General features: G+C 35.1%; 18 protein-coding genes. 15 read left to right on the plus strand and 3 right to left on the minus strand.

What is annotated here, in order from left to right; all coding sequences use genetic code 11:
• Window positions 1-98: 98 nt before the first annotated feature.
• Together ACYVEC_RS09585 and deoD are read right to left on the minus strand one after the other, a co-directional pair.
• Window positions 99-1,910 carry a sensor histidine kinase gene (locus ACYVEC_RS09585; RefSeq protein WP_275719501.1) on the minus strand — a complete coding sequence of 604 codons (1,812 nt, stop codon included), beginning with the start codon at window positions 1,908-1,910 and terminating at the stop codon, window positions 99-101.
• 156 nt (window positions 1,911-2,066) lie between these two features.
• Window positions 2,067-2,774 carry a purine-nucleoside phosphorylase gene (deoD, locus tag ACYVEC_RS09590; protein WP_000110707.1) on the minus strand — a complete coding sequence of 236 codons (708 nt, stop codon included), beginning with the start codon at window positions 2,772-2,774 and terminating at the stop codon, window positions 2,067-2,069.
• Between the two features lie 175 nt (window positions 2,775-2,949).
• Between deoD and ACYVEC_RS09595 the strand changes: the two genes are divergently transcribed.
• Entirely contained in the window at window positions 2,950-3,738 is a 789-nt protein-coding gene (locus tag ACYVEC_RS09595; RefSeq protein WP_199677584.1) for a hypothetical protein, read from the plus strand.
• 4 nt (window positions 3,739-3,742) lie between these two features.
• On the opposite strand, the gene mprF is transcribed toward ACYVEC_RS09595, so the two are convergent.
• Window positions 3,743-6,325 carry a bifunctional lysylphosphatidylglycerol flippase/synthetase MprF gene (gene mprF / locus ACYVEC_RS09600; protein ID WP_063224415.1) on the minus strand — a complete coding sequence of 861 codons (2,583 nt, stop codon included), beginning with the start codon at window positions 6,323-6,325 and terminating at the stop codon, window positions 3,743-3,745.
• 186 nt (window positions 6,326-6,511) lie between these two features.
• Here mprF and ACYVEC_RS09605 point away from each other — a divergent pair, with 186 nt between their 5' ends.
• From ACYVEC_RS09605 to ACYVEC_RS09670, 14 genes are all read left to right on the plus strand, one after another.
• Window positions 6,512-6,901: a hypothetical protein gene (locus ACYVEC_RS09605; RefSeq protein ID WP_063224414.1), complete on the plus strand. Its 390-nt coding sequence runs from the start codon at window positions 6,512-6,514 to the stop codon at window positions 6,899-6,901.
• A 22-nt stretch (window positions 6,902-6,923) separates the two neighbouring features.
• A complete protein-coding gene (locus ACYVEC_RS09610) occupies window positions 6,924-7,415 on the plus strand; it encodes a YpuI family protein (RefSeq protein ID WP_063224413.1) in 492 nt (163 codons plus the stop codon).
• A 105-nt stretch (window positions 7,416-7,520) separates the two neighbouring features.
• A complete protein-coding gene (locus ACYVEC_RS09615; RefSeq protein ID WP_063224412.1) occupies window positions 7,521-8,435 on the plus strand; it encodes a superoxide dismutase in 915 nt (304 codons plus the stop codon).
• A gap of 190 nt (window positions 8,436-8,625) precedes the next feature.
• Window positions 8,626-9,750 (plus strand): D-alanyl-D-alanine carboxypeptidase DacB, encoded by a 1,125-nt coding sequence (dacB, locus tag ACYVEC_RS09620; RefSeq protein WP_063224411.1) that lies wholly within the window; start codon window positions 8,626-8,628, stop codon window positions 9,748-9,750.
• Entirely contained in the window at window positions 9,743-10,339 is a 597-nt protein-coding gene (spmA, locus tag ACYVEC_RS09625; RefSeq protein ID WP_000247806.1) for a spore maturation protein SpmA, read from the plus strand. The genes dacB and spmA overlap by 8 nt, the downstream gene beginning before the upstream one ends.
• On the plus strand, window positions 10,336-10,866 hold the full coding sequence (gene spmB / locus ACYVEC_RS09630) for a spore maturation protein SpmB (RefSeq protein WP_098557124.1): 531 nt from the start codon (window positions 10,336-10,338) through the stop codon (window positions 10,864-10,866). Before spmA ends, spmB begins: the two co-directional genes overlap by 4 nt.
• A 289-nt stretch (window positions 10,867-11,155) precedes the next feature.
• Window positions 11,156-11,884, plus strand: coding sequence for a 23S rRNA pseudouridine(2605) synthase RluB (rluB, locus tag ACYVEC_RS09635; RefSeq protein WP_063224409.1), 729 nt, complete (start codon window positions 11,156-11,158; stop codon window positions 11,882-11,884).
• 94 nt (window positions 11,885-11,978) lie between these two features.
• Entirely contained in the window at window positions 11,979-12,500 is a 522-nt protein-coding gene (gene resA / locus ACYVEC_RS09640; protein ID WP_063224408.1) for a thiol-disulfide oxidoreductase ResA, read from the plus strand.
• 121 nt (window positions 12,501-12,621) lie between these two features.
• A complete protein-coding gene (gene resB / locus ACYVEC_RS09645; RefSeq protein ID WP_098557125.1) occupies window positions 12,622-14,247 on the plus strand; it encodes a cytochrome c biogenesis protein ResB in 1,626 nt (541 codons plus the stop codon).
• A 14-nt stretch (window positions 14,248-14,261) separates the two neighbouring features.
• A complete protein-coding gene (gene resC, locus ACYVEC_RS09650) occupies window positions 14,262-15,419 on the plus strand; it encodes a cytochrome c biogenesis protein ResC (RefSeq protein ID WP_063224406.1) in 1,158 nt (385 codons plus the stop codon).
• Window positions 15,420-15,721: 302 nt separating this feature from the next.
• Window positions 15,722-16,438 (plus strand): DNA-binding response regulator ResD, encoded by a 717-nt coding sequence (gene resD, locus ACYVEC_RS09655; RefSeq protein ID WP_002017976.1) that lies wholly within the window; start codon window positions 15,722-15,724, stop codon window positions 16,436-16,438.
• Window positions 16,438-18,213, plus strand: coding sequence for a sensor histidine kinase ResE (gene resE / locus ACYVEC_RS09660; RefSeq protein WP_080468676.1), 1,776 nt, complete (start codon window positions 16,438-16,440; stop codon window positions 18,211-18,213). Before resD ends, resE begins: the two co-directional genes overlap by 1 nt.
• Before the next feature lie 132 nt (window positions 18,214-18,345).
• Window positions 18,346-18,927 (plus strand): cob(I)yrinic acid a,c-diamide adenosyltransferase, encoded by a 582-nt coding sequence (locus tag ACYVEC_RS09665; RefSeq protein ID WP_063224405.1) that lies wholly within the window; start codon window positions 18,346-18,348, stop codon window positions 18,925-18,927.
• Window positions 18,928-19,011: 84 nt separating this feature from the next.
• Window positions 19,012-19,626: a peptidoglycan DD-metalloendopeptidase family protein gene (locus ACYVEC_RS09670; RefSeq protein ID WP_063224404.1), complete on the plus strand. Its 615-nt coding sequence runs from the start codon at window positions 19,012-19,014 to the stop codon at window positions 19,624-19,626.
• Window positions 19,627-19,631: the final 5 nt, after the last annotated feature.

Raw genomic sequence — 19,631 nt, forward strand, 5'->3', positions numbered from 1 at the left:
TCTCCTCTTTTATATGTGTAAAGGAAAGGATTAACTTGTTTCTTACTATAAAGGGAGAGTGTGAATTTCATGTGAACTCCTAGTGAAATTAAGACAAATTATTTGACTTCTTTTACTTTTTGTAAATTAAAGTAGAATATAACACTATTAGTCGTGTTATATACGCCGTATTCGGCATGGTGGAGATCTAAAATGTTTTTTACAATAGATAAACCGAGACCAGTACCCCCAGTATGACGGCTACGAGATGCATCTAAACGGTAGAAACGATCCCAAATTTTTTCAAGACTTTCTTCTGGAATAGGGTTTCCTGTGTTTTCGATTTCGACTTTTACTGTATCTTCCATTGCCATAACGGAGACTTGTATTTTTTCTCCATCTGGCGTATAGCGAATTGCATTGCTAAGTAAGTTCACAACCACTTGCTCAATACGACTACGATTCGCTTTCACAAATATAGAAGGGTCTACATCTATATTCACTTGTAAATGTTTTTCCTCCATGCTAAATAATAACTTTGTATAGACTTGTTGAATTAATTCACCGATTGAGAATGTCGTCATATCTAGTTTGTACGTACCTGATTCTAATTTTGCTAATTCTAACATTTCAACAATAAGTCTGTTCATGTTTTCTGTTTCTTCTAAAATAACATCTGTGTAATACGTCGTATCTTTACTAACACCATCTTTAATTCCTTCTGCGAAACTTCTAATTACACTGAGCGGTGTTTTTAATTCGTGTGATACACCAGAAATGAATTCTTTTCGCGTTTTCTCTAATTGACGTTCACGTTCAATATCTTGTTGTAATTTTGTATTGGCAACATTTAATCGATCGATTCGATCTTTTAAATTTACAGACAACGTATTAATACTACCGGAAAGTCCGCCAATTTCATCATCTGCTGTTACAGGTAATTTCTCGCTAAAATCAAAATTGGCCATTTTCTTTGTAACGCGATTAATTTTAATTAATGGTTTCACAATGATTTTTGAGTAGTAGAAGGATAACAAAATAATTACGAGAAATACGATGATTAAGGCATAGACATAATAATCTTTCAAAACGAGCATCGCTTCATTAACAGGTTGCAAGGATGCTATCGCAAAAGCATATTCTTTAATCTCTCCATTTTCGATAATAGGTTTTACAAAGATACTATTCTTTATATTCTCCCCGCTATCTATTATATAAGTGTTTAATTGCTGCGAGTTAGCAGTGCCATTTCTAATAAGCTCTGCAAAATATTGAACGGCTTGTAATGTTTCAATATCATTTGCAAGACGAACCTCGGCTTTCGTTGGAAGCTGTAACTTAGATATAGTACCAGTAAACTCAATTTGAGTAACAGTTTTGTATCGGTTTGTAAGTCTATTTTTAGAAGGGTTACCATTAATAGATGAAAAATCTGAATTGGTATATTCGTTTTGCCATCGATTATAATTTGTTGTCAATTTTATTGGTGTTATTGTTTTGTTTTGTAGCAAACCGACGACGTTTATCACATCGTCTTTTTTCAATCCTAAGTTTTCGAATTTCTTATATTCTTCGGGTGTTAAAAGATTATTGAGCGGAATGGAATATGTTTCATTATTTTTAGGGTTAAATACATCAATGTAGTAATTGTTGTCGCTTTTAATAATGCCATTCGTATTTAAAAATTGCATGTCAGCATTTGTTTTATCATGAAATTCTTGTTTTAGTTTTCGAATTTCTTCATAACTTTTCCCACTTTTTTCGTACGTATCTACGAACTTCTCAAAAGCAGTTTGAACTGTTTTTACTTTTTTATTAATATAAAATTTCTCTAAAAATAGAGATTGTCCTAGGAAAAAAAGGAGGAATATGATTGTAAATAATGTTGATGTTAATAAAAATAGTTTAAAGACGATACTTCTGTTTTTCACTGCGTCACCTCTTGTGAGAAATACTGTAAATGATTACTTTATTATAACAAACGTTACAAAAAAGTAGAGGAGAAAATCTGTCTCTTCCGAAAGTAGTTTTTAATAAAAAGTCACATAAAAAGAACTCGACAGACGTATGACGAGTTCTTTAATGTATTATTGTTGAATTGCTGCATCTAAAGCGATTTCAATCATTTCGTTAAATGTAGTTTGACGCTCTTCTGATGTAGTTTCTTCACCAGTGAAGATATGATCGCTTACTGTTAATACAGATAACGCATTTACACCGTATTTCGCTGCTAATGTGTAAAGAGCAGTTGTTTCCATTTCTACTGCTAGTACACCGTAATCTCCAAGTTTTTTAACCATGTCCATGCTTTCACGGTAAAATACATCTGCTGTTAAAACGTTACCAACACGAACGTGTAAGCCTTTTTCAGTTCCAGCATCGTAAGCTTTCTTTAAAAGGTCGAAGTTTGCAGCTGGTGCAAAATCAAAACCAGGGAATGTTAAACGGTTCATATTAGAATCCGTACAAGCTGTCATTGCAATAATAACGTCACGTACTTTTACGTCTTTTTGAATGGCACCGCAAGTTCCAACGCGAATTAAATTTTTAACTCCGTAGCTTTGGATCAATTCGTTTACATAAATAGAAATAGAAGGAACACCCATACCTGTACCTTGAACAGATACACGTTTTCCTTTATAAGTTCCAGTGAAACCTAACATACCACGCACGTTATTATAGCAAGTAACGTCCTCTAGAAATGTTTCAGCAATATATTTTGCACGTAATGGATCACCTGGTAATAGAATAGATTCAGCAATTTCGCCTTGTTTTGCTTCGATATGTACACTCATGAAAAGTCCTCCTTATAATGTATTGATAGAAATCAATATCATTTGCATTATACACTACGAATCCTTTCAATTAAAATCTTTTTATTATTTGTAATATGTGCAAAGCAGGAGGATTTCATAAATCATAATCTAGAATATATATGTAAGAAGTTTTGTATGAACAGAGACAATAAATATGGTAGGTGATGTTTTGAAAAATCTTGTCATTGGACTTGTTGCTTTACTATTTATTGTAGTAGGAGGATTTTACATAAAAAAGTATCAGGAAACTACAGAGACTGTAGGTGATGTTCAGGAAGTAAAATGGGATGTGTCAAATGGAAAAGGAAATGAGAAGGTAAATATTTCGTTTCAATTATTAAATAATAAAAATAATGAAGTTCGTGGTGTGAATGATCAAATTCGGGCAATTATTGTAGACGGACAATTAAAACATGTACAACAAATGAAACCTACATTCGCAGGGAATGGATCATATAAGGTATCTTCTAAAATAGCGAAAGATGAAGGGTATACAATATTTTTATATGAAGACAAAAATAAGTCTGTGCAATCATTTGCGAAGAAAGATTTTGGGAAAGAAATGGACGAGAAAAATAAGAAAAAAGTAAAATTTCCAATCGATAGTGTACTTACAAAAAAAATAGGGGAGTATGAAGTTTCTCTTTTATTTGGTGCCTTGCATCCAAATGAACCAGCGACGTTAACATTTCAATTCCAAGCGAAAAAGGGTGAAAAATTGAAATTACATTCAGAGAGGGGAGAAGTAGAGGCGCTCTATATCGTGGACGAAACGAGGGAAAATTTTTTATACGCAATACCTGTTGATACAGATGAGCAATTACAATATCGTATTACATTTCCTAGTGAAGGAACGTATAAAATATGGGGGGATTTCTATATAAATGGTAAGAAATATGAAAAAGAATTTATTGTACAAGTTCAAAAAAGAAAAAACAGCTAGATCTTTAGCTGTTTTTTCTTTTTCCTATTAATTTTGTAACAGAGAGCATTGTAAGTGGTAAAGAATGATTCTTTCTAAATGCCAAATATTTACCGCTCCATGCTGGTTTATATTTTTCTTTAAAATGTCGTAACCCGCTGAAACTATACGTATATCGAACATTATTAAAGATGGCAGCAGCAACCCGTTCAGACCAGAAAGATTGTGTCGATAAACCTACATTTGAAAGTGGTGCCATACCAATATTAAAGGAATGATATTCATTTTCTTTTGCCCACTGGAATAGGTGGATGAAAATTGCATCCATAATGCCGCTAGGTGCATCTGGATAATATCGCATTAAATCAACAGACAATGATCCGTCTTGATATACGGGCATAAAGGTTGTGAATGCGATAATCTTTCCATCCGCATCAGATAATGTAGCGATAGGAGCACGGCTAATATATTCACGATCGAAGTATCCGAGTGAAAAACCTTTCTCTTTTTTTCCACCGAGCCATGCATCAGAAACTTTCCGTAACTCTTCAAATAATTCGTCTGAGAATGGCGGCTGATGAATAGAGAATGTATAGCCTTCTCTTTCAAAACGATTGAAAGTCGCTCGCATACCAGCGCGTTTCTTTCCTGTTATTGTAAATGTATTTAAATCAACGACAGCTTCTTCACCAAGTTTAAAGAAGTTATAACCAAAATCATGATATAAACTCATCCATTTACTTTCGATTTGATAAAATACACAAATGTATCCAAATCGATCAGCTTCAGCTAAAAACTCTTGTAACACAGTACGATAGGAGGAAGGGTCACCAATTGGATCGCCTAATACAACAAGACGTTTTCCAGTTATGGAGAAGAGAAGGAGTGCTTTCCCATCACTACTGAAGAAGAATTGTTTATCACCTAAAAATCCTAAATGACTAAGTACATTTCCGTTATGTTCATCTAAAAAGTTTTGTAACCTTTTGTCATTAGCTGGTTGCCCGGGAAATTCATTTCGATAACGATTGGCAATGAGTGAGCCAATCAGTAAAAAGGTAGGAACGAAAAAGGCAGCTGCTAATGCACTTCGTTTCACTTGCGTAATATTACGAACGACAAAATCAGGTTTGAAAGCTTCTTTTGCACCTGCAAATAAAATACCTAAGTTTTTATATAAATATAACGTTACAAGTAAGAATATAAAAACTTTTACCATATCAGAAAGTGAGACTTCCATTTTCTCGCGCACAAATCTTTTTCGAAGCATATATAGTACCGCGAGTACGATTAATAAAATAAACGTTTCTTCAATATCAATTCCTTTTAGTGTATTAAAGATAGCCGCTCCAATTAAAGAAACAATCGTCATATAATAAGAGCGTTTTGTTCCATAATATATCCCACGTGAAAGGATTAGGAGGAGAATACCGAATGTTAGTGATAAGCTAAAAGAAAATTGAATAAGATGTTTTGGAGCTAGAATATGTAAGGCGTGTGCTCTGTTTATACTTGTCGGTAGAATGGTCGATAAAATAACCATTAGTCCAGCAAATACTGTTAAAGCAGCAGATGCCCATGAACCAAGCTTTCCTAGAAAGTCACGCTGCAAAGTCCATATAACACCAGTTGTTTCTAATGCAGGCGCAATAAAAGGTTTATCTTCAAACTTTTTAATGGCTACACCTGTCATTTCAAAAGCTGCAAAAATAAGGCCAAGGCAGAAAGGTAAAATGTAATAGACGAGGCGATATAATAACATAGCAGGTAGTAATACACCTGTATCAATGCCGTACTGTCCGAGTCCAGTTAAAAAAACAAGATCAAATGAACCAAGTCCACCAGGCACAAGACTAACAACGCCAGCTAAAGCAGCGATTACATACACACCTAAAAACTTTTGAAATTCGATGTCGATACCAAATAATATTAATATGACGTACATAACAATACCAGCAGATACCCACTCAACTAATGAAACTAATGAGTATAAAACAGTTGGGTTTTTCTCTTCTCCTTCTTCTTGTCCTTCAGTTTGCTTTGTTTTTCTATTTTTTAGTTTAGAAAAGCCAATATATATAGGGACGAAAAGAGCGAAAAAGATAAGAACAGGCCATAGCCACGGTTTTTCATGCAAAATAAAACTTGTGTCTAATATTCCAATCAGGCCGAGGAATGAAAGAATGGCTAATCCGTTAATAAAAGCAGTTGTCATCCAGGCGATACTTTTAATAAGTTTGCCATTTTCTTTTATGTATGGACGATAAAGCATTGTGCGTACACCAGCTCCAACGAGACCACCAAATCCGATAAAGCCATTTAAAGTATTAGCAATCCATGAGATGCGGAAAATCTTTTGGACTGGTATATCAGCTTTTAAATAACGAAGCATAACATAGTCATAAAAGAACATTGTCGATACGGCAAATGCGCCAAGTGTAATTGCTAAAAAGACTCCTCCGGTGGGAATGTTTTTAATTGTATCGATTGCTTCTAAAAAAGAAATGCCTGCTAATTCTTTTTTTGCTTGAAAGAATACAATTGTTAATACAACAAATGGGAAGATAATTTTCCCGATTTGTAAGAAACGTTTCCATGAAAACGACATAAATACAACTCTCCTTGTATAAGAAAACTGAGACAATAATATTATTATGACAAACTTCAAGAAAAATAAAAAGGTAAATTCCTGTATGGGGAAGCTATTTTTTATAAGGATTATATTTGAAAGAGTATTTCGTTTGTCAGAAGATTAAGTTAAAATGAAATGAAAGAAGGAAGAGAGGGGAAGTAGATGATTATAATAGGTTATGCGGGATATGAGTTAGAGAAAGCAAAACCTAATACATCAGAAGATTTTTTTAATAGATCTGAAGTGACATATATATTAAATGATAAAGAGAGAACTTTTTCTGTTTTATACGTTCGATATTTTGAAGAAGTTTTACTAGAAATTACTCCTTTTGAAGGAAATCCAGTATGTAAAGTAGAAGAACAAGACATATATTTGCGGGATATTGTAGCGATATGTTGTTTAGTGAAAGAGAATGAGCATCGCATGCGAAAACGTTTATATTTAAATACTATAGAAGAATTCCGACAATATTTTGATGAGGGAACAGTGGTGAAAGTACAAGAAATATTGGCTGAATTACATAAAAATAAAAGAGTAGAAATAGCGTGAAATGGCAAAGGAGAGGGAAAAAATGTCTAATCTGATGGTTGAAAATCAAACAGAACAAGTTTCTATGTTTTTAGAAGATGTTATTACTTTGATAACCAATTATGTAAATTATCATACGTTGCCTTCTTTATTAGAAGAGGCACCGGCAGGGAACGAGCAATATTATAAAGGGTTATTAGCATCAATAAGGCGTCTTCTCGTTTTTTGTGAAGAAGGACATGATGCATGTTTTGTTTTGTTGAATAGCCAGCCATTTCGAAAAACAGCAGCTGAAAAAATTTTATATAAAATTTATCATCAAGTAATTGCAGAGTTTTTTTCACCAAAGAGTGATCATTGGTATGAAAATAGTCGGTCTGCCTATACAGGGAAAAACTCCATCGTGTTTCAACAAACGCCACCTGCATCTATAGAGCAAGTAATGAAGAATTTAGAAGGTAAATTTCAATTGATGCGTGAAGAACTAGAATATTATGAGACGGATTACCAAACAAAGATGTTACACAAATATTAATTGCGAAAAAGAAGCTAAGGGGACTTAGCTTCTTTTCCTTTTGTACAGTTATATAAGGGATTTCCTTTGAATATATTTAAGGGGATAGCATTAAGGAGGTGTAACATGAGTCAGCAAGGTGTATTTACAGATTACTTTCATGAAGTAGAAAGCTGGTGTGAAAGTGTTCTTCACGTATTAGATAGCCGTGCAATGGAAGTGTATGATGTCCATATGCTTGCTTATAAAATTCAAACGTTATTAGACCGTATGAAAGAACATGAGTACGACACAGATGCAGAGTTTATGTATGAAATAAGTGATGATGTAGAACATATTCAGCATCATTTGCAGGAAGTATTTGTACAGGGTGAAGAGGAATATGAATTATATGAAAGAGGGGATAGTGAACGAGCTGTTCCAATTGGAGGGCATACACTTCCACCATTACCGTATCCATATAATGCGTTAGAACCGTATATTTCTAGAGAAATTATGATGTTACACCATGATAAACATCATCGTAGTTACGTAGAAGGGTTAAATAAAGCGGAGAAGAAGATGGAGGAAGCGAGAAAAACGAATCAATTTGATTTGATTAAGCATTGGGAAAGAGAAGCGGCTTTTCATGGATCGGGTCATTACCTGCACACAATATTTTGGAATAACATGAAAAAAGATGGTGGCGGAAGTCCAAGGGGGGCTTTTTCACAACAGATTGAACAAGATTTTGGGAGCTTTTTACGTTTTCAAAAACATTTTACTGAAGCAGCTTCTAAAGTGGAAGGGTCAGGATGGGCGATTCTCGTTTGGGTGCCACGATCTGGAAGGTTAGAAATTTTGCAGAGTACACTTCATCAATTATTTACACAATGGGATACGATACCGCTCCTTGTACTAGACGTGTGGGAACATGCGTATTATTTACAATATCAAAATCGTAAAGATGAATATATAAAAAACTGGTGGCATGTTGTAAATTGGCCTGATGTAGAAAAAAGATTTGAAAGTGCAAAACAAATTGAATGGACACCGTATTAGACGCATATTGTATGCGTCTTTTTTATCCCGTAAACGCCCGAATATTAAGGACTATTAATCAGTGGAGGATGGACAAAGCCCTAACTAATTAAAGTTTTTCTTTATTGAGAAGAGAAGGAGATTTCGTTCATATTTTAAAAGGCCAAGCATACACTTGTACAAAAAGTGCCAAAAGGACGTGGGGGGAAATATGAGACGAATTTGTGTAATCATTACGCTTCTTATTATGTATGTAAGCGTTATGCCAATTCCTACATATGCAAAGATGAACAGCAATGTCAGTGCTCGTAATGCTGTATTAATGGAGCAACATTCTGGACGTGTATTATACGGAAAAGCAGAACATGAGCCACAAAAAATTGCTAGTATAACAAAAATTATGACTGCCTTGTTAGCTGCTGAATCAGGAAAAATGAAAGAAATGGTCTCGGTTAGTAATGAAGCAGTGAGAGTAGAAGGATCAGCAATTTATTTGAAGCCTGGACAGAAAGTAAAGTTAGAGGATTTAGTATACGGACTCATGCTTAGATCTGGTAATGATGCAGCACAAGTAATTGCTGAAAATGTAGGAGGGAGTATAGAAGGGTTTGTATATTTAATGAATGAAAAGGCGAAACAAATTGGAATGAAAGATACTCACTTTTCAAACCCACATGGTTTGGATGGAGATGGATCCCATTATTCGTCGGCCTATGATATGGCACTTTTAACGAAGTATGCAATGGGGAACGAAACCTTTAAGAAGATTTTTGGGACAAAAACGTATAAATCAGATTCGTGGGATTATCCGTGGAAAAACAAACATAAACTTGTGACGTCTTATTATGAATTTGCAACAGGAGGAAAAACAGGATTTACGAAGAAAGCAGGACGGACGCTTGTTACAACAGCAACAAAAGATGGACTAGATTTAATTGTCGTAACTTTGAGCGCTTCTAGTGATTGGGATGATCATATGAATTTATTTGATAAAGGTTTTGATCGTTTCAAGCAAACGAACGTTGTAGGACAAGGAGCTCTTGCTGAAATTACTGAAAAGAAATATGCCAATCATGTTTACACGAAAAATAATTTTGCGGTGCCTTTAACTGAGCAGGAAAGAAAGAATGTCGTATTAAAAGTTGAACTCGATAAAAGTGCAAAACTTAAAGATGGCGTAAAGGTTGGAAAGACAGAAATTTATGTTGGCAATGAGAAAGTTGGAGAACGGAATTTATTTTATAGTAAACGAAAGTTAGTAGCTACAACGGGAATGTACTGGAATAATGTGAAAGAAATTTTTTCTCATATGATAGGTGTTGGGAGCGATGGTTAATCTCGTATGGGTAGCGATGGCGGTCATAGGGATTGTATATGCCATGATAAATGGAACGATGGAAGCAATAAATAAAGCCGTATTTGACGGGGCAAAAGATGCAGTAACAATTTGTATAGGACTTATTAGTGTTTTAGTATTTTGGCTCGGCTTAATGAAAATTGCAGAGGAAGCAGGATTGCTAAAAAAGTTAGTGTCACTTTTTATGCCGATAGTAAAAAGGTTATTTCCAGAAATACCGAAAGATCATCCGTCAATGGGATTTATTTTATCGAATATGATGGCAAACTTTTTTGGATTAGGTAATGCAGCGACCCCTCTTGGTATTAAAGCGATGGAACAATTGAAAGAGTTAAACGGAGGGAAGGATTCGGCGAGCCGTTCTATGGTGACTTTTCTCGCGTTAAATACATCAGCGATTACTTTAATTCCTACTACTGTCATTTCGATTCGAATGACGTATGAATCAGCGAATCCTACTGAAATTGTTGGGGTAACATTCATTGCACAAGTACTCTCTATGATCGGAGCGATTTGGATTGATCGCTATTTTTACCGAAGAAGGAGTAGGAAGGGGCGGAAAAAATGAGTATTGTCAATACGATATCATTATGGGTAATCCCTTGTGTAATCGGTTTTATCCTTTTATATGGAACGATAAAGAAAGTTCCGACGTATGAATCTTTCGTTGAGGGAGGAAAAGAAGGGATTCAAATTGCGATCTCTATTTTACCGTTTATGGTTGGAATGCTCGTATCTATTTCTATATTTCGGGCTTCAGGTGCATTAGATGCAATGATATCAGTAATGAAGCCGATATTAGATTTAATTCATGTCCCAGCAGAAATTGTTCCACTAGCACTTATACGCCCTATTTCAGGCTCTGCTGGTTTAAGTATAACGACCGATTTAATTGCCACATATGGGCCAGACTCGTTTATTGGAAGATTGGCTTCTACGATGCAAGGGAGTACAGATACGACTTTTTATATTTTAACAGTATACTTCGGAGCTGTTGGAATTAGAAAAATGGGAGATGCATTAAAAGTAGGACTTTTTGCCGATTTGATTGGAATTATTTGTTCAATTGTGTTTGTTTCTTTAATGTTTAAGTAATACTATTCATTTTTTATGCTATTTCGCTTATAATATGTATACGACCACTATTAAGGTGCTGCTTAATAGTGGTTTTTTTATGCGGTATTTTTGACAAAATGATGAACTTTTATTGTGAGCAATATGAAAAAAATGGACAATAATAAAAGGTAAAAACATGATTTGACCTTTATATGTTTATTATCATCGCTATGTTGTTTAAGTAAGATGAAGCGAAAAGCCGTCAAGCGTATGCGGTTGCCAAGTCTTTCTAATGTAAGGTAAGATAAATTCGAGGTGAAAAAAAGAAATGGAACGATTACAAAAAGTGATTGCGCAAGCAGGTATTGCATCGAGAAGAAAGGCTGAGGAATTAATTCAGCAAGGAAAAGTGAAAGTTAATGGAAAAATAGTGAAGGAGTTAGGAACGAAAGTAACTCCTCAAGATAAAGTAGAAGTAAATAACATCCCTCTTGAAAAAGAAGAACCTGTTTATTTTTTACTATATAAACCAACTGGCGTAATTTCAAGTGTATCAGATGATAAAGGAAGAAATGTTGTAACAGACTTTTTCCCAGAGATTACACAACGTTTATTCCCAATCGGACGCTTAGATTATGATACGTCTGGCGTATTATTAATGACAAACGATGGGGACTTTGCAAACGTATTAATGCACCCTAGATATAAAGTTGAAAAAACATATGTTGCAAAAATAAAAGGTCCACTAACAGGTGAGAAAATTCGCATGTTAGAACGTGGTGTTGCACTAGAAGACGGAAAAACAGCACCAGCTCGTGTGAAGATTATTTCTTGGGACAAGCGTAAGGAAATGGCGATTGTACAATTAACAATTCATGAAGGACGTAACCGTCAAGTACGTCGTATGTTTGAAGCTTTAGATTGTAAAGTAGTGAAACTAAAGCGTGAACGCTATGCTTTCTTAGAAGTAGGAAGCCTGAGACCTGGTGATGCAAGAGAATTGACACCACATGAGGTGAAACAATTACGTGCATTGGCTTCTACAAAGCCTCGCTAATCGATATTGTGAAACTTTCACCAGTGGAATGCTCCGCTGGTGATTTATTAAAAAATACATATATTCATCACTCGTCGAAGAGAGGGGAGACAATATGAAAAAAAATCGCTTATTATTTCGCGTTATTATTCTGCTCATTTTAAGCGGTGCTGTAGGATTTACACTTTATCAAGGTTTTTTTGCTGATAAAGAGAAAATGCAAATTGGAAAAGAAGCACCTAACTTTGTTGTGACGGATTTAGAAGGAAAGAAAATTGAATTAAAAGATTTAAAGGGAAAAGGTGTATTTTTAAACTTTTGGGGCACTTGGTGTAAACCTTGTGAGAAAGAAATGCCTTATATGAATGAACTATATCCAAAGTATAAAGAAAAAGGCGTTGAAATTATTGCGTTAGATGCAGATGAAACAGAAATTGCTGTTAAGAACTTTGTGAAACAATATGATTTGAAATTCCCAGTTGCTATTGATAAAGGAACAAAGATCATAGGGACATATGGAGTAGGACCGTTACCGACAAGCTTTTTGATTGATAAAGATGGAAACGTAGTGGAGCAAATTATAGGTGAACAAACGAAAGAACAGCTAGAAGGATATTTAAAGAAAATTACTCCGTAATAAAGAAAGCCTTTACATAAGAGGTGCTTGCCTATAGCGCCTCTGGTTTAAAAATTCTGAGTATTGCGGTAACTTGAGGTTAGAATATACAATAGTACATATAGATACAGGGGCGGTGAGAGTGTTGAAAGAAATTAAGTGTGAATGTGGACATGTGAATCCAATAGGAACTGTTTTTTGTGAAGCTTGTGGGAAACCATTTGAAAGTAATGAAAATATAAAACTATTGGATATGCGCTATGAGGGGAGTGCTCGTAGATCTCTCACGCAAACAAAAACGATCGTCGATAAAATTTGGAGCTTTTTCTCTTCTGTAAAAGTGGGTGTATGGCTCATTGTAATCACTTTAGCTGCATCAGCGATTGGAACTATTTTTCCGCAAGAAATGTACATAACTCCAGGGGTTGCACCAGCTGAATATTATAAACAAGAATACGGATTTTTAGGACAATTATACTATCAATTAGGATTTAATAATTTATACGGTTCATGGTGGTATATGATGTTAATTGCTTCAATCGGTATTTCGCTTGTGATCTGTAGTTTAGATCGTGTCATTCCGCTTTATAAAGCTTTAAAAAAACAAGGGGTGAAAAGACACCCTAGCTTTTTAAAGAGACAAAGATTATACGGCACTGGTACACCGCAAGATGGTGATTTGGAAAGAGTCCAAATGAATTTAAAGAAAACGAACTATAATGTGAAAGTGGAAGACGGAAACGTTTTAGCAGAAAAGGGACGGTTTTCACGCTGGGGTCCATATGTGAATCATATCGGTCTTATTATTTTTTTATTCGGTGCGATGCTTCGTTTTTTACCGAGTATGTACGTAGACGAAGCGCTTTGGTTACGTGATGGTGAAACGAAAGAAATACCAGGGACGGATGGCCAATACTATTTGAAAAATGAGAAGTTTATAAAGGAAGTTTATGATAAAAGTAAGGACAAGGAAGTTTTTGATGAAGCAATTGACCGTGTAGGTGATAAAATGATTGCGAAAAACTTCCAAACGAATGCTGTATTATATAAAGCGGTCGGCGAAAATATAGCAGGACAAAAACCGAAATTGGAAAAGGTAAAAAAAGCGGAAATTCGAGTGAATGAACCGCTGAAATTTGATCAATTTGCTATTTATCAAGTGGATTATAAAGAAAGTGAATTTAAAAGCATGTCCTTCCATTTGCAAAATAAAGAAAACAATCAAAAGTGGGGACCAATTAAAGTTGATTTAACGAATCCTACAGAAAAATATGATTTAGGAAATGGTTATTCTCTAGAACTATTAAGCTATTTCCCTGATTTTTATTTTGACGAGAGTGGAAGACCGAACACAAAAACGAAATTACCAAACAATCCTGCATTCGTCTTTAAAATGTTTACGCCTGAAACACCAGATGGTGAAGTGAGTTTTGTTGGTATTCAGCAAAATATAGAACCTGATGGGAACAATAAGTATAAAATGTCATTCGCAGGTGTTGAAATGCAAAATGCAACAGCACTTACTGTAAGGAAAGATTTAACGCTTTGGATTCTCGGTATTGGAGGATTTATATTTATGGTTGGTGTCATTCAAGGAATGTATTGGAATCATCGCCGTATTTGGATACAACGCGTTAATGATGAATGGTGGATTGCAGGACATACGAATAAAAATTGGTTCGGTTTAAAGAAAGATATTGAAAGAGTACTAGAAGGTACAGCAATTCCGCAACCAAACGATAAAGTAGTCGATAAAAAAATTAGTTAAGGTGGGGAAACGATATGGTGCAAATAAGTAGTAACTTTCTCTTTACCGCATTTATTTTATATTTAATTGCAACTCTATTTTTCGGGGGAGCAATTAAAGAAAAGGGTCATAAATGGGCAAATGTAGGAATAACGATTACAATTTTAGGGTTTATTGCACAAACAGTATATTTTGTTACAAGATGGATTGCATCAGGACATGCACCAGTTAGTAACTTTTTTGAATTCGGTACGTTTTTCGGCATGATGCTAGTCGGAGCATTTATTGTCATGTATTTTATGTACCGCGTAAGTATAATTGGACTCTTTGCATTACCAGTTGCGCTTTTATTAATTGCCTACGCGAGTATGTTTCCGAGGGAAATATCGCCACTTATTCCATCTTTGAAAAGTAATTGGTTACATATTCACGTGACGACTGCGGCTGCAGGACAAGCAATTTTAGCGATTAGTTTTATTACGGGCGTTATGTATTTATTGAAAAATGTAGATCAATCAGTGAAAAGTAAACGTACATTTTGGTTAGAAACAGTAGTGTTCACGCTTGTTTGTACAGTTGGATTTATTGGAGTAACAACGGTATTTTCTAGTATGAAATATGAAGCGAAGTTTCAATGGATTGATAAAAATGAACAGCAAGTGGAAATGAAGTACAATCTTCCGGCTTTAGTTGGACCGCATGAAGGGAAGTTGCTGACAGAAAATAAATTAGAACCGACAGTTGAAGTTCCAGCGATTGTAAATGCAAAAAAATTAAATACTGTAATTTGGTCAGTGTTAGTTGGAACATTACTTTATATTGTATTAAGACTTGTTTTAAGGAAACGAGTATCAGCAGCACTTCAGCCGCTAGTAAAGAATACGAATAGTGATTTACTAGATGAAATCGGATATCGTGCTATTGCAATTGGATTCCCGGTTTTTACATTAGGTGCATTAATTTTTGCGATGATTTGGGCACAAATAGCTTGGACACGTTTTTGGGGCTGGGATCCAAAAGAGGTTTGGGCGCTTATTACTTGGCTCTTTTATGCTGCGGTATTACATTTACGCCTATCAAAAGGATGGCACGGAGAGAAGTCAGCGTGGTTAGCGGTAATTGGTTTTGCAATCATTATGTTCAACTTTATTGTAGTAAACTTAATTATCGCGGGTTTACATTCATATGCATAGAGAAATAAAATAGGAGAGTGAATGTCACTTTCCTATTTTATTTTTGTCAATTTTTCTTCTTTTTTGAGAAAAACATGACAAAGTAGCGGTTGATTTTGTAAAATGATGTCGAGGACATTATATACTGTTCAAAAAAAATACATAGTTTTGGAAAAAAATTGAACAAACTTTATTATTCTTGTGAAGCATAATATGGGAAGTGAAACAGTTAGAGGATTGCTTAAATAAACGAGAATAGCGCAACATAATAGTGTAGAAGGGTAGGTGTGAACCGTTGTGGTAAAAGTACGCAACGGGTAAAAATGGAAAATGAATCAAGAATTTTAATTGTAGACGATGAGGATCGTATTCGTCGTTTGTTGAAAATGTATTTAGAGAGAGAACAATACACAATTGATGAAGCAGATAATGGTGATACAGCTTTAGAAATGGCGTTACAAAATGATTATGATTTAATCCTATTAGATCTTATGATGCCTGGTAAAGATGGTATTGAAGTATGTAAAGGGGTTCGTGAGAAGAAAGCGACGCCAATTATTATGTTGACAGCAAAGGGTGAAGAAGTAAACCGAGTACAAGGGTTTGAGGTAGGAACTGATGATTATATTGTGAAACCATTTAGCCCACGTGAAGTAGTGCTTCGTGTGAAAGCGGTCTTACGCCGTTCTGTACCAACAACATTCTTTACACAAGATACAACGACAAAAGATGTTACTGTGTTCCCTCATTTAACAATTGATAATGATGCACATCGTGTTACAGCAGATGGTAATGAAGTGAACTTAACACCGAAAGAGTACGAATTACTATTATTCTTAGCGAAAGCTCCTGATAAAGTATTTGATCGTGAGCAATTGCTAAAAGAAGTATGGCAATATGAATTCTTCGGAGATTTACGTACAGTTGATACGCATGTAAAGCGTTTACGTGAAAAGTTAAGCAAAAAATCACCAGATGCTGCGAAGATGATTGTTACCGTTTGGGGCGTAGGTTACAAGTTTGAGGTTGTGAACGACTGATGCTTTGGAGAAGTGTAGTAGGGAAGTTATGGATGACCATATTACTTCTCGTTTCGTTTGTACTTGGATTTGTTGCGATTTTACTTTCCCAGTTTTTTAGAACATATTATGTTGATATGAGTGAAGCTAGGCTTCAAAAAGTTGCAACAAGTGTTTCAGAGTTAATTGAAGAAGGTGCCGATGTAAAAACGATTGAGAATATCGCGTACAAATTCTCTGATCCACTTTCAAGGATTATTATTGTAGAAGATGGTAAGGAAATTTCATCTTCACCGAAACAAGAAGGATTAGTCACTCTTACAATGGATGACTTAAAAGAAGATAAAGAATTAGCGGCTGTTTTTACAGACAAAAAAGAAATTAAGAATAACATTAGAAAAGCTTCTAATAGTAGAAAGAATAAAAATACTGAAAATGATATTATGATTGTCGGAAAACCAGTACACTCCAAAAATCAAAGTGCAGTGTTCGTATACGAATCTTTACAAGTTCCGATACAAGGTATGGAGAGAACGACTGATTTTATATTCTTATCAGCAGGGATTGCAATTATATTAACAACTTTCTTTGCATTCTTCTTATCTACTCGAATTACAGCACCACTCCGTAAAATGCGTGAGGTTGCTTTTGAGGTTTCGCGTGGGAAGTTTGATGCGAAAGCTCCTATGGTATCTCAGGACGAGATTGGTGAGCTTGCAACGGCCTTAAATCAAATGGGAAAACAGTTGAAGTTTAATATGAATGCCTTGCAGCAAGAGAAAGAACAGTTAGCTAGTATTTTAAGTAGTATGGCAGATGGGGTTATTACGTTAAATCAAGAAGGTGAAGTCGTTGTAATCAATCCGCCAGCGGAACATTTCTTGCAAGTTTGGCAAGAAGAGAAAGAAGTAGAGTTAAGTAAAAAGCTCCCTTCTGAACTTGTTGAACTATTCCATCTAGTTGTAGAAAGCGAACAACAACAAGTGGTTGAAATTAATTTACAAAAAGGTAACTATGTAGTTCTTATGACTCCGCTTTACAATCAAACGAAAATTCGCGGGGCGGTAGCTGTATTGCGTGATATGACGGAAGAACGCCGTCTGGAGAAGATGCGTCAAGACTTTATTGCGAACGTATCACATGAACTTCGTACACCGATGGTCATGCTTCAAGGGTATAGTGAAGCAATTTTAGATGATATTGTGCAAACGAAAGAAGAAATTAATGAGTTTGTTCAAATCATTTATGATGAATCTGTTCGTTTAGGTAAACTTGTAAATGAATTATTAGATTTAGCGCGTATGGAAAGTGGTAATGTAGAGTTACATATAGGTGAAGTTGATATTCATCCTTTCGTTGAAAAAATAGGTCGTAAATTCCAAGGTATTGCAAAGGATAAAGAAGTTGCATTAACGGTTGATTTCCAAAATCCAATTGAGCGATACCCGTTTGATGCAGATCGTATGGAACAAGTATTGACAAATTTAATTGATAACGCAATTCGTCATACAAATGCAGGTGGACATGTAACGCTTGTAATTGATACGAAAAATAATGGTCTTATTTTTGAAGTGCAAGATTCGGGCGCTGGCATTCCAGAAGAAGATATTCCATTTTTATTTGATCGTTTCTACAAAGCTGATAAAGCAAGAACACGTGGGAAAAAAGGTGGAACAGGACTCGGGCTTGCGATTGCAAAAAATATTGTGCAAGGCCATGATGGGAAAATTACTGTTTCAAGTGTTGTTGGAGAGGGAACTACATTCTCTGTATATTTACCGAATCGTATAATTTAGATATGCGTTTTTAAAGTTGATAATGAATAAAGTTCTACTGTTTTTTATTTTTTTGTAAAATCAATTAAATAAATAATAGTAGAACTTTTTTTATCGTAGTTGAATGAAGAATAAGAGGGGTGTCGTAAAGCAATGAAATTATACACAAAAACAGGAGATAAAGGGACAACAAGTGTAATAGGCGGCAGAGTGGATAAAGATGATATCCGAGTGGAAGCATATGGCACGATAGATGAGGCGAATTCTCATATTGGATATGCGATGACTAAGCTTCAAGGCGAGTCTTTTGGAGATATTTACAATGAACTTGAAAATATTCAACATGAACTATTTGATTGCGGAGGAGACTTGGCGATAGTAGCGGGGAAAATTCCTTATAAAGTAAAAATCGAAATGGTCGAATGCTTAGAAAAAAGGATTGATTCGTATATAGAAGAAGCACCGCCGTTAGAGCGCTTTATTTTACCAGGTGGAAGCGAGTCGGCAGCTGCTATTCATATTGCACGTACAGTTGTAAGGCGAGCAGAACGATGTATAGTGTCCTTACAAAAAGAAGGGGAAATAAACGAAGTTGTTCTAAAGTATGTAAATAGATTATCTGATTATTTGTTTGCGGTAGCTAGAGTAATAAACGCTCGAGTACAAGTAAAAGATGTTGAGTATAATCGCAGTGCAATCGTTTTTCGTGATAAGAAAGAGAAGGAAGTGGAGTGATCCACTTTCTTTTTTTGTATACTTTTTTCTGTAATATACCAAAATAGAGAAGGTATGGTGGTAATTAGAAAACGGAGGATGTATATGAAAGGTTTAAAATACGGCGTCATGTTATTGACTATATTGTTTTTATCTCAATTACATGTGTACGCAGAGGAAAACCGGTGGACATGGCCTGTTGAAGGGCAGATAAGTGATTATTTTGGGACAAGGCATGGAAAACACTACGGTATAGATATAGCGGCACCGATCGGCGCGGCGGTGGCAGCTATTCAAGATGGTAAGGTAACAAAGTCTTATTATTCAAGTAGTTATGGAAATGTTGTATTTATTAAACATGGAGAATATGAGGCTGTGTATGCACATTTAAATAAGAGATATGTAGTTCAAGGGGATTATATTTCAAAAGGAGAAATAATTGGAGAAGTAGGAAATACAGGAGAATCTCGAGGTGCACACTTACATTTAGAAGTTCATCAAGGAAGATGGACGATGGCAAAAAAGAATGCGATGAATCCATTGCTTGTTTTACATGAACAAAGAAACGAAGTCGTTTCTTCCTCGTTATATGTCGTTCAAAAAGGGGACACTTTAGTTAGTATTGCACGGAAATTTAGCATGTCTGTTAAGGAAATTAAAGAAAAAAATGGGCTGCAGCAAGAGCTGATTTATCCAAATCAACAATTATACGTAAAGTAAAAAAA

Source organism: Bacillus sp. MN7755 (genome assembly GCF_054771475.1).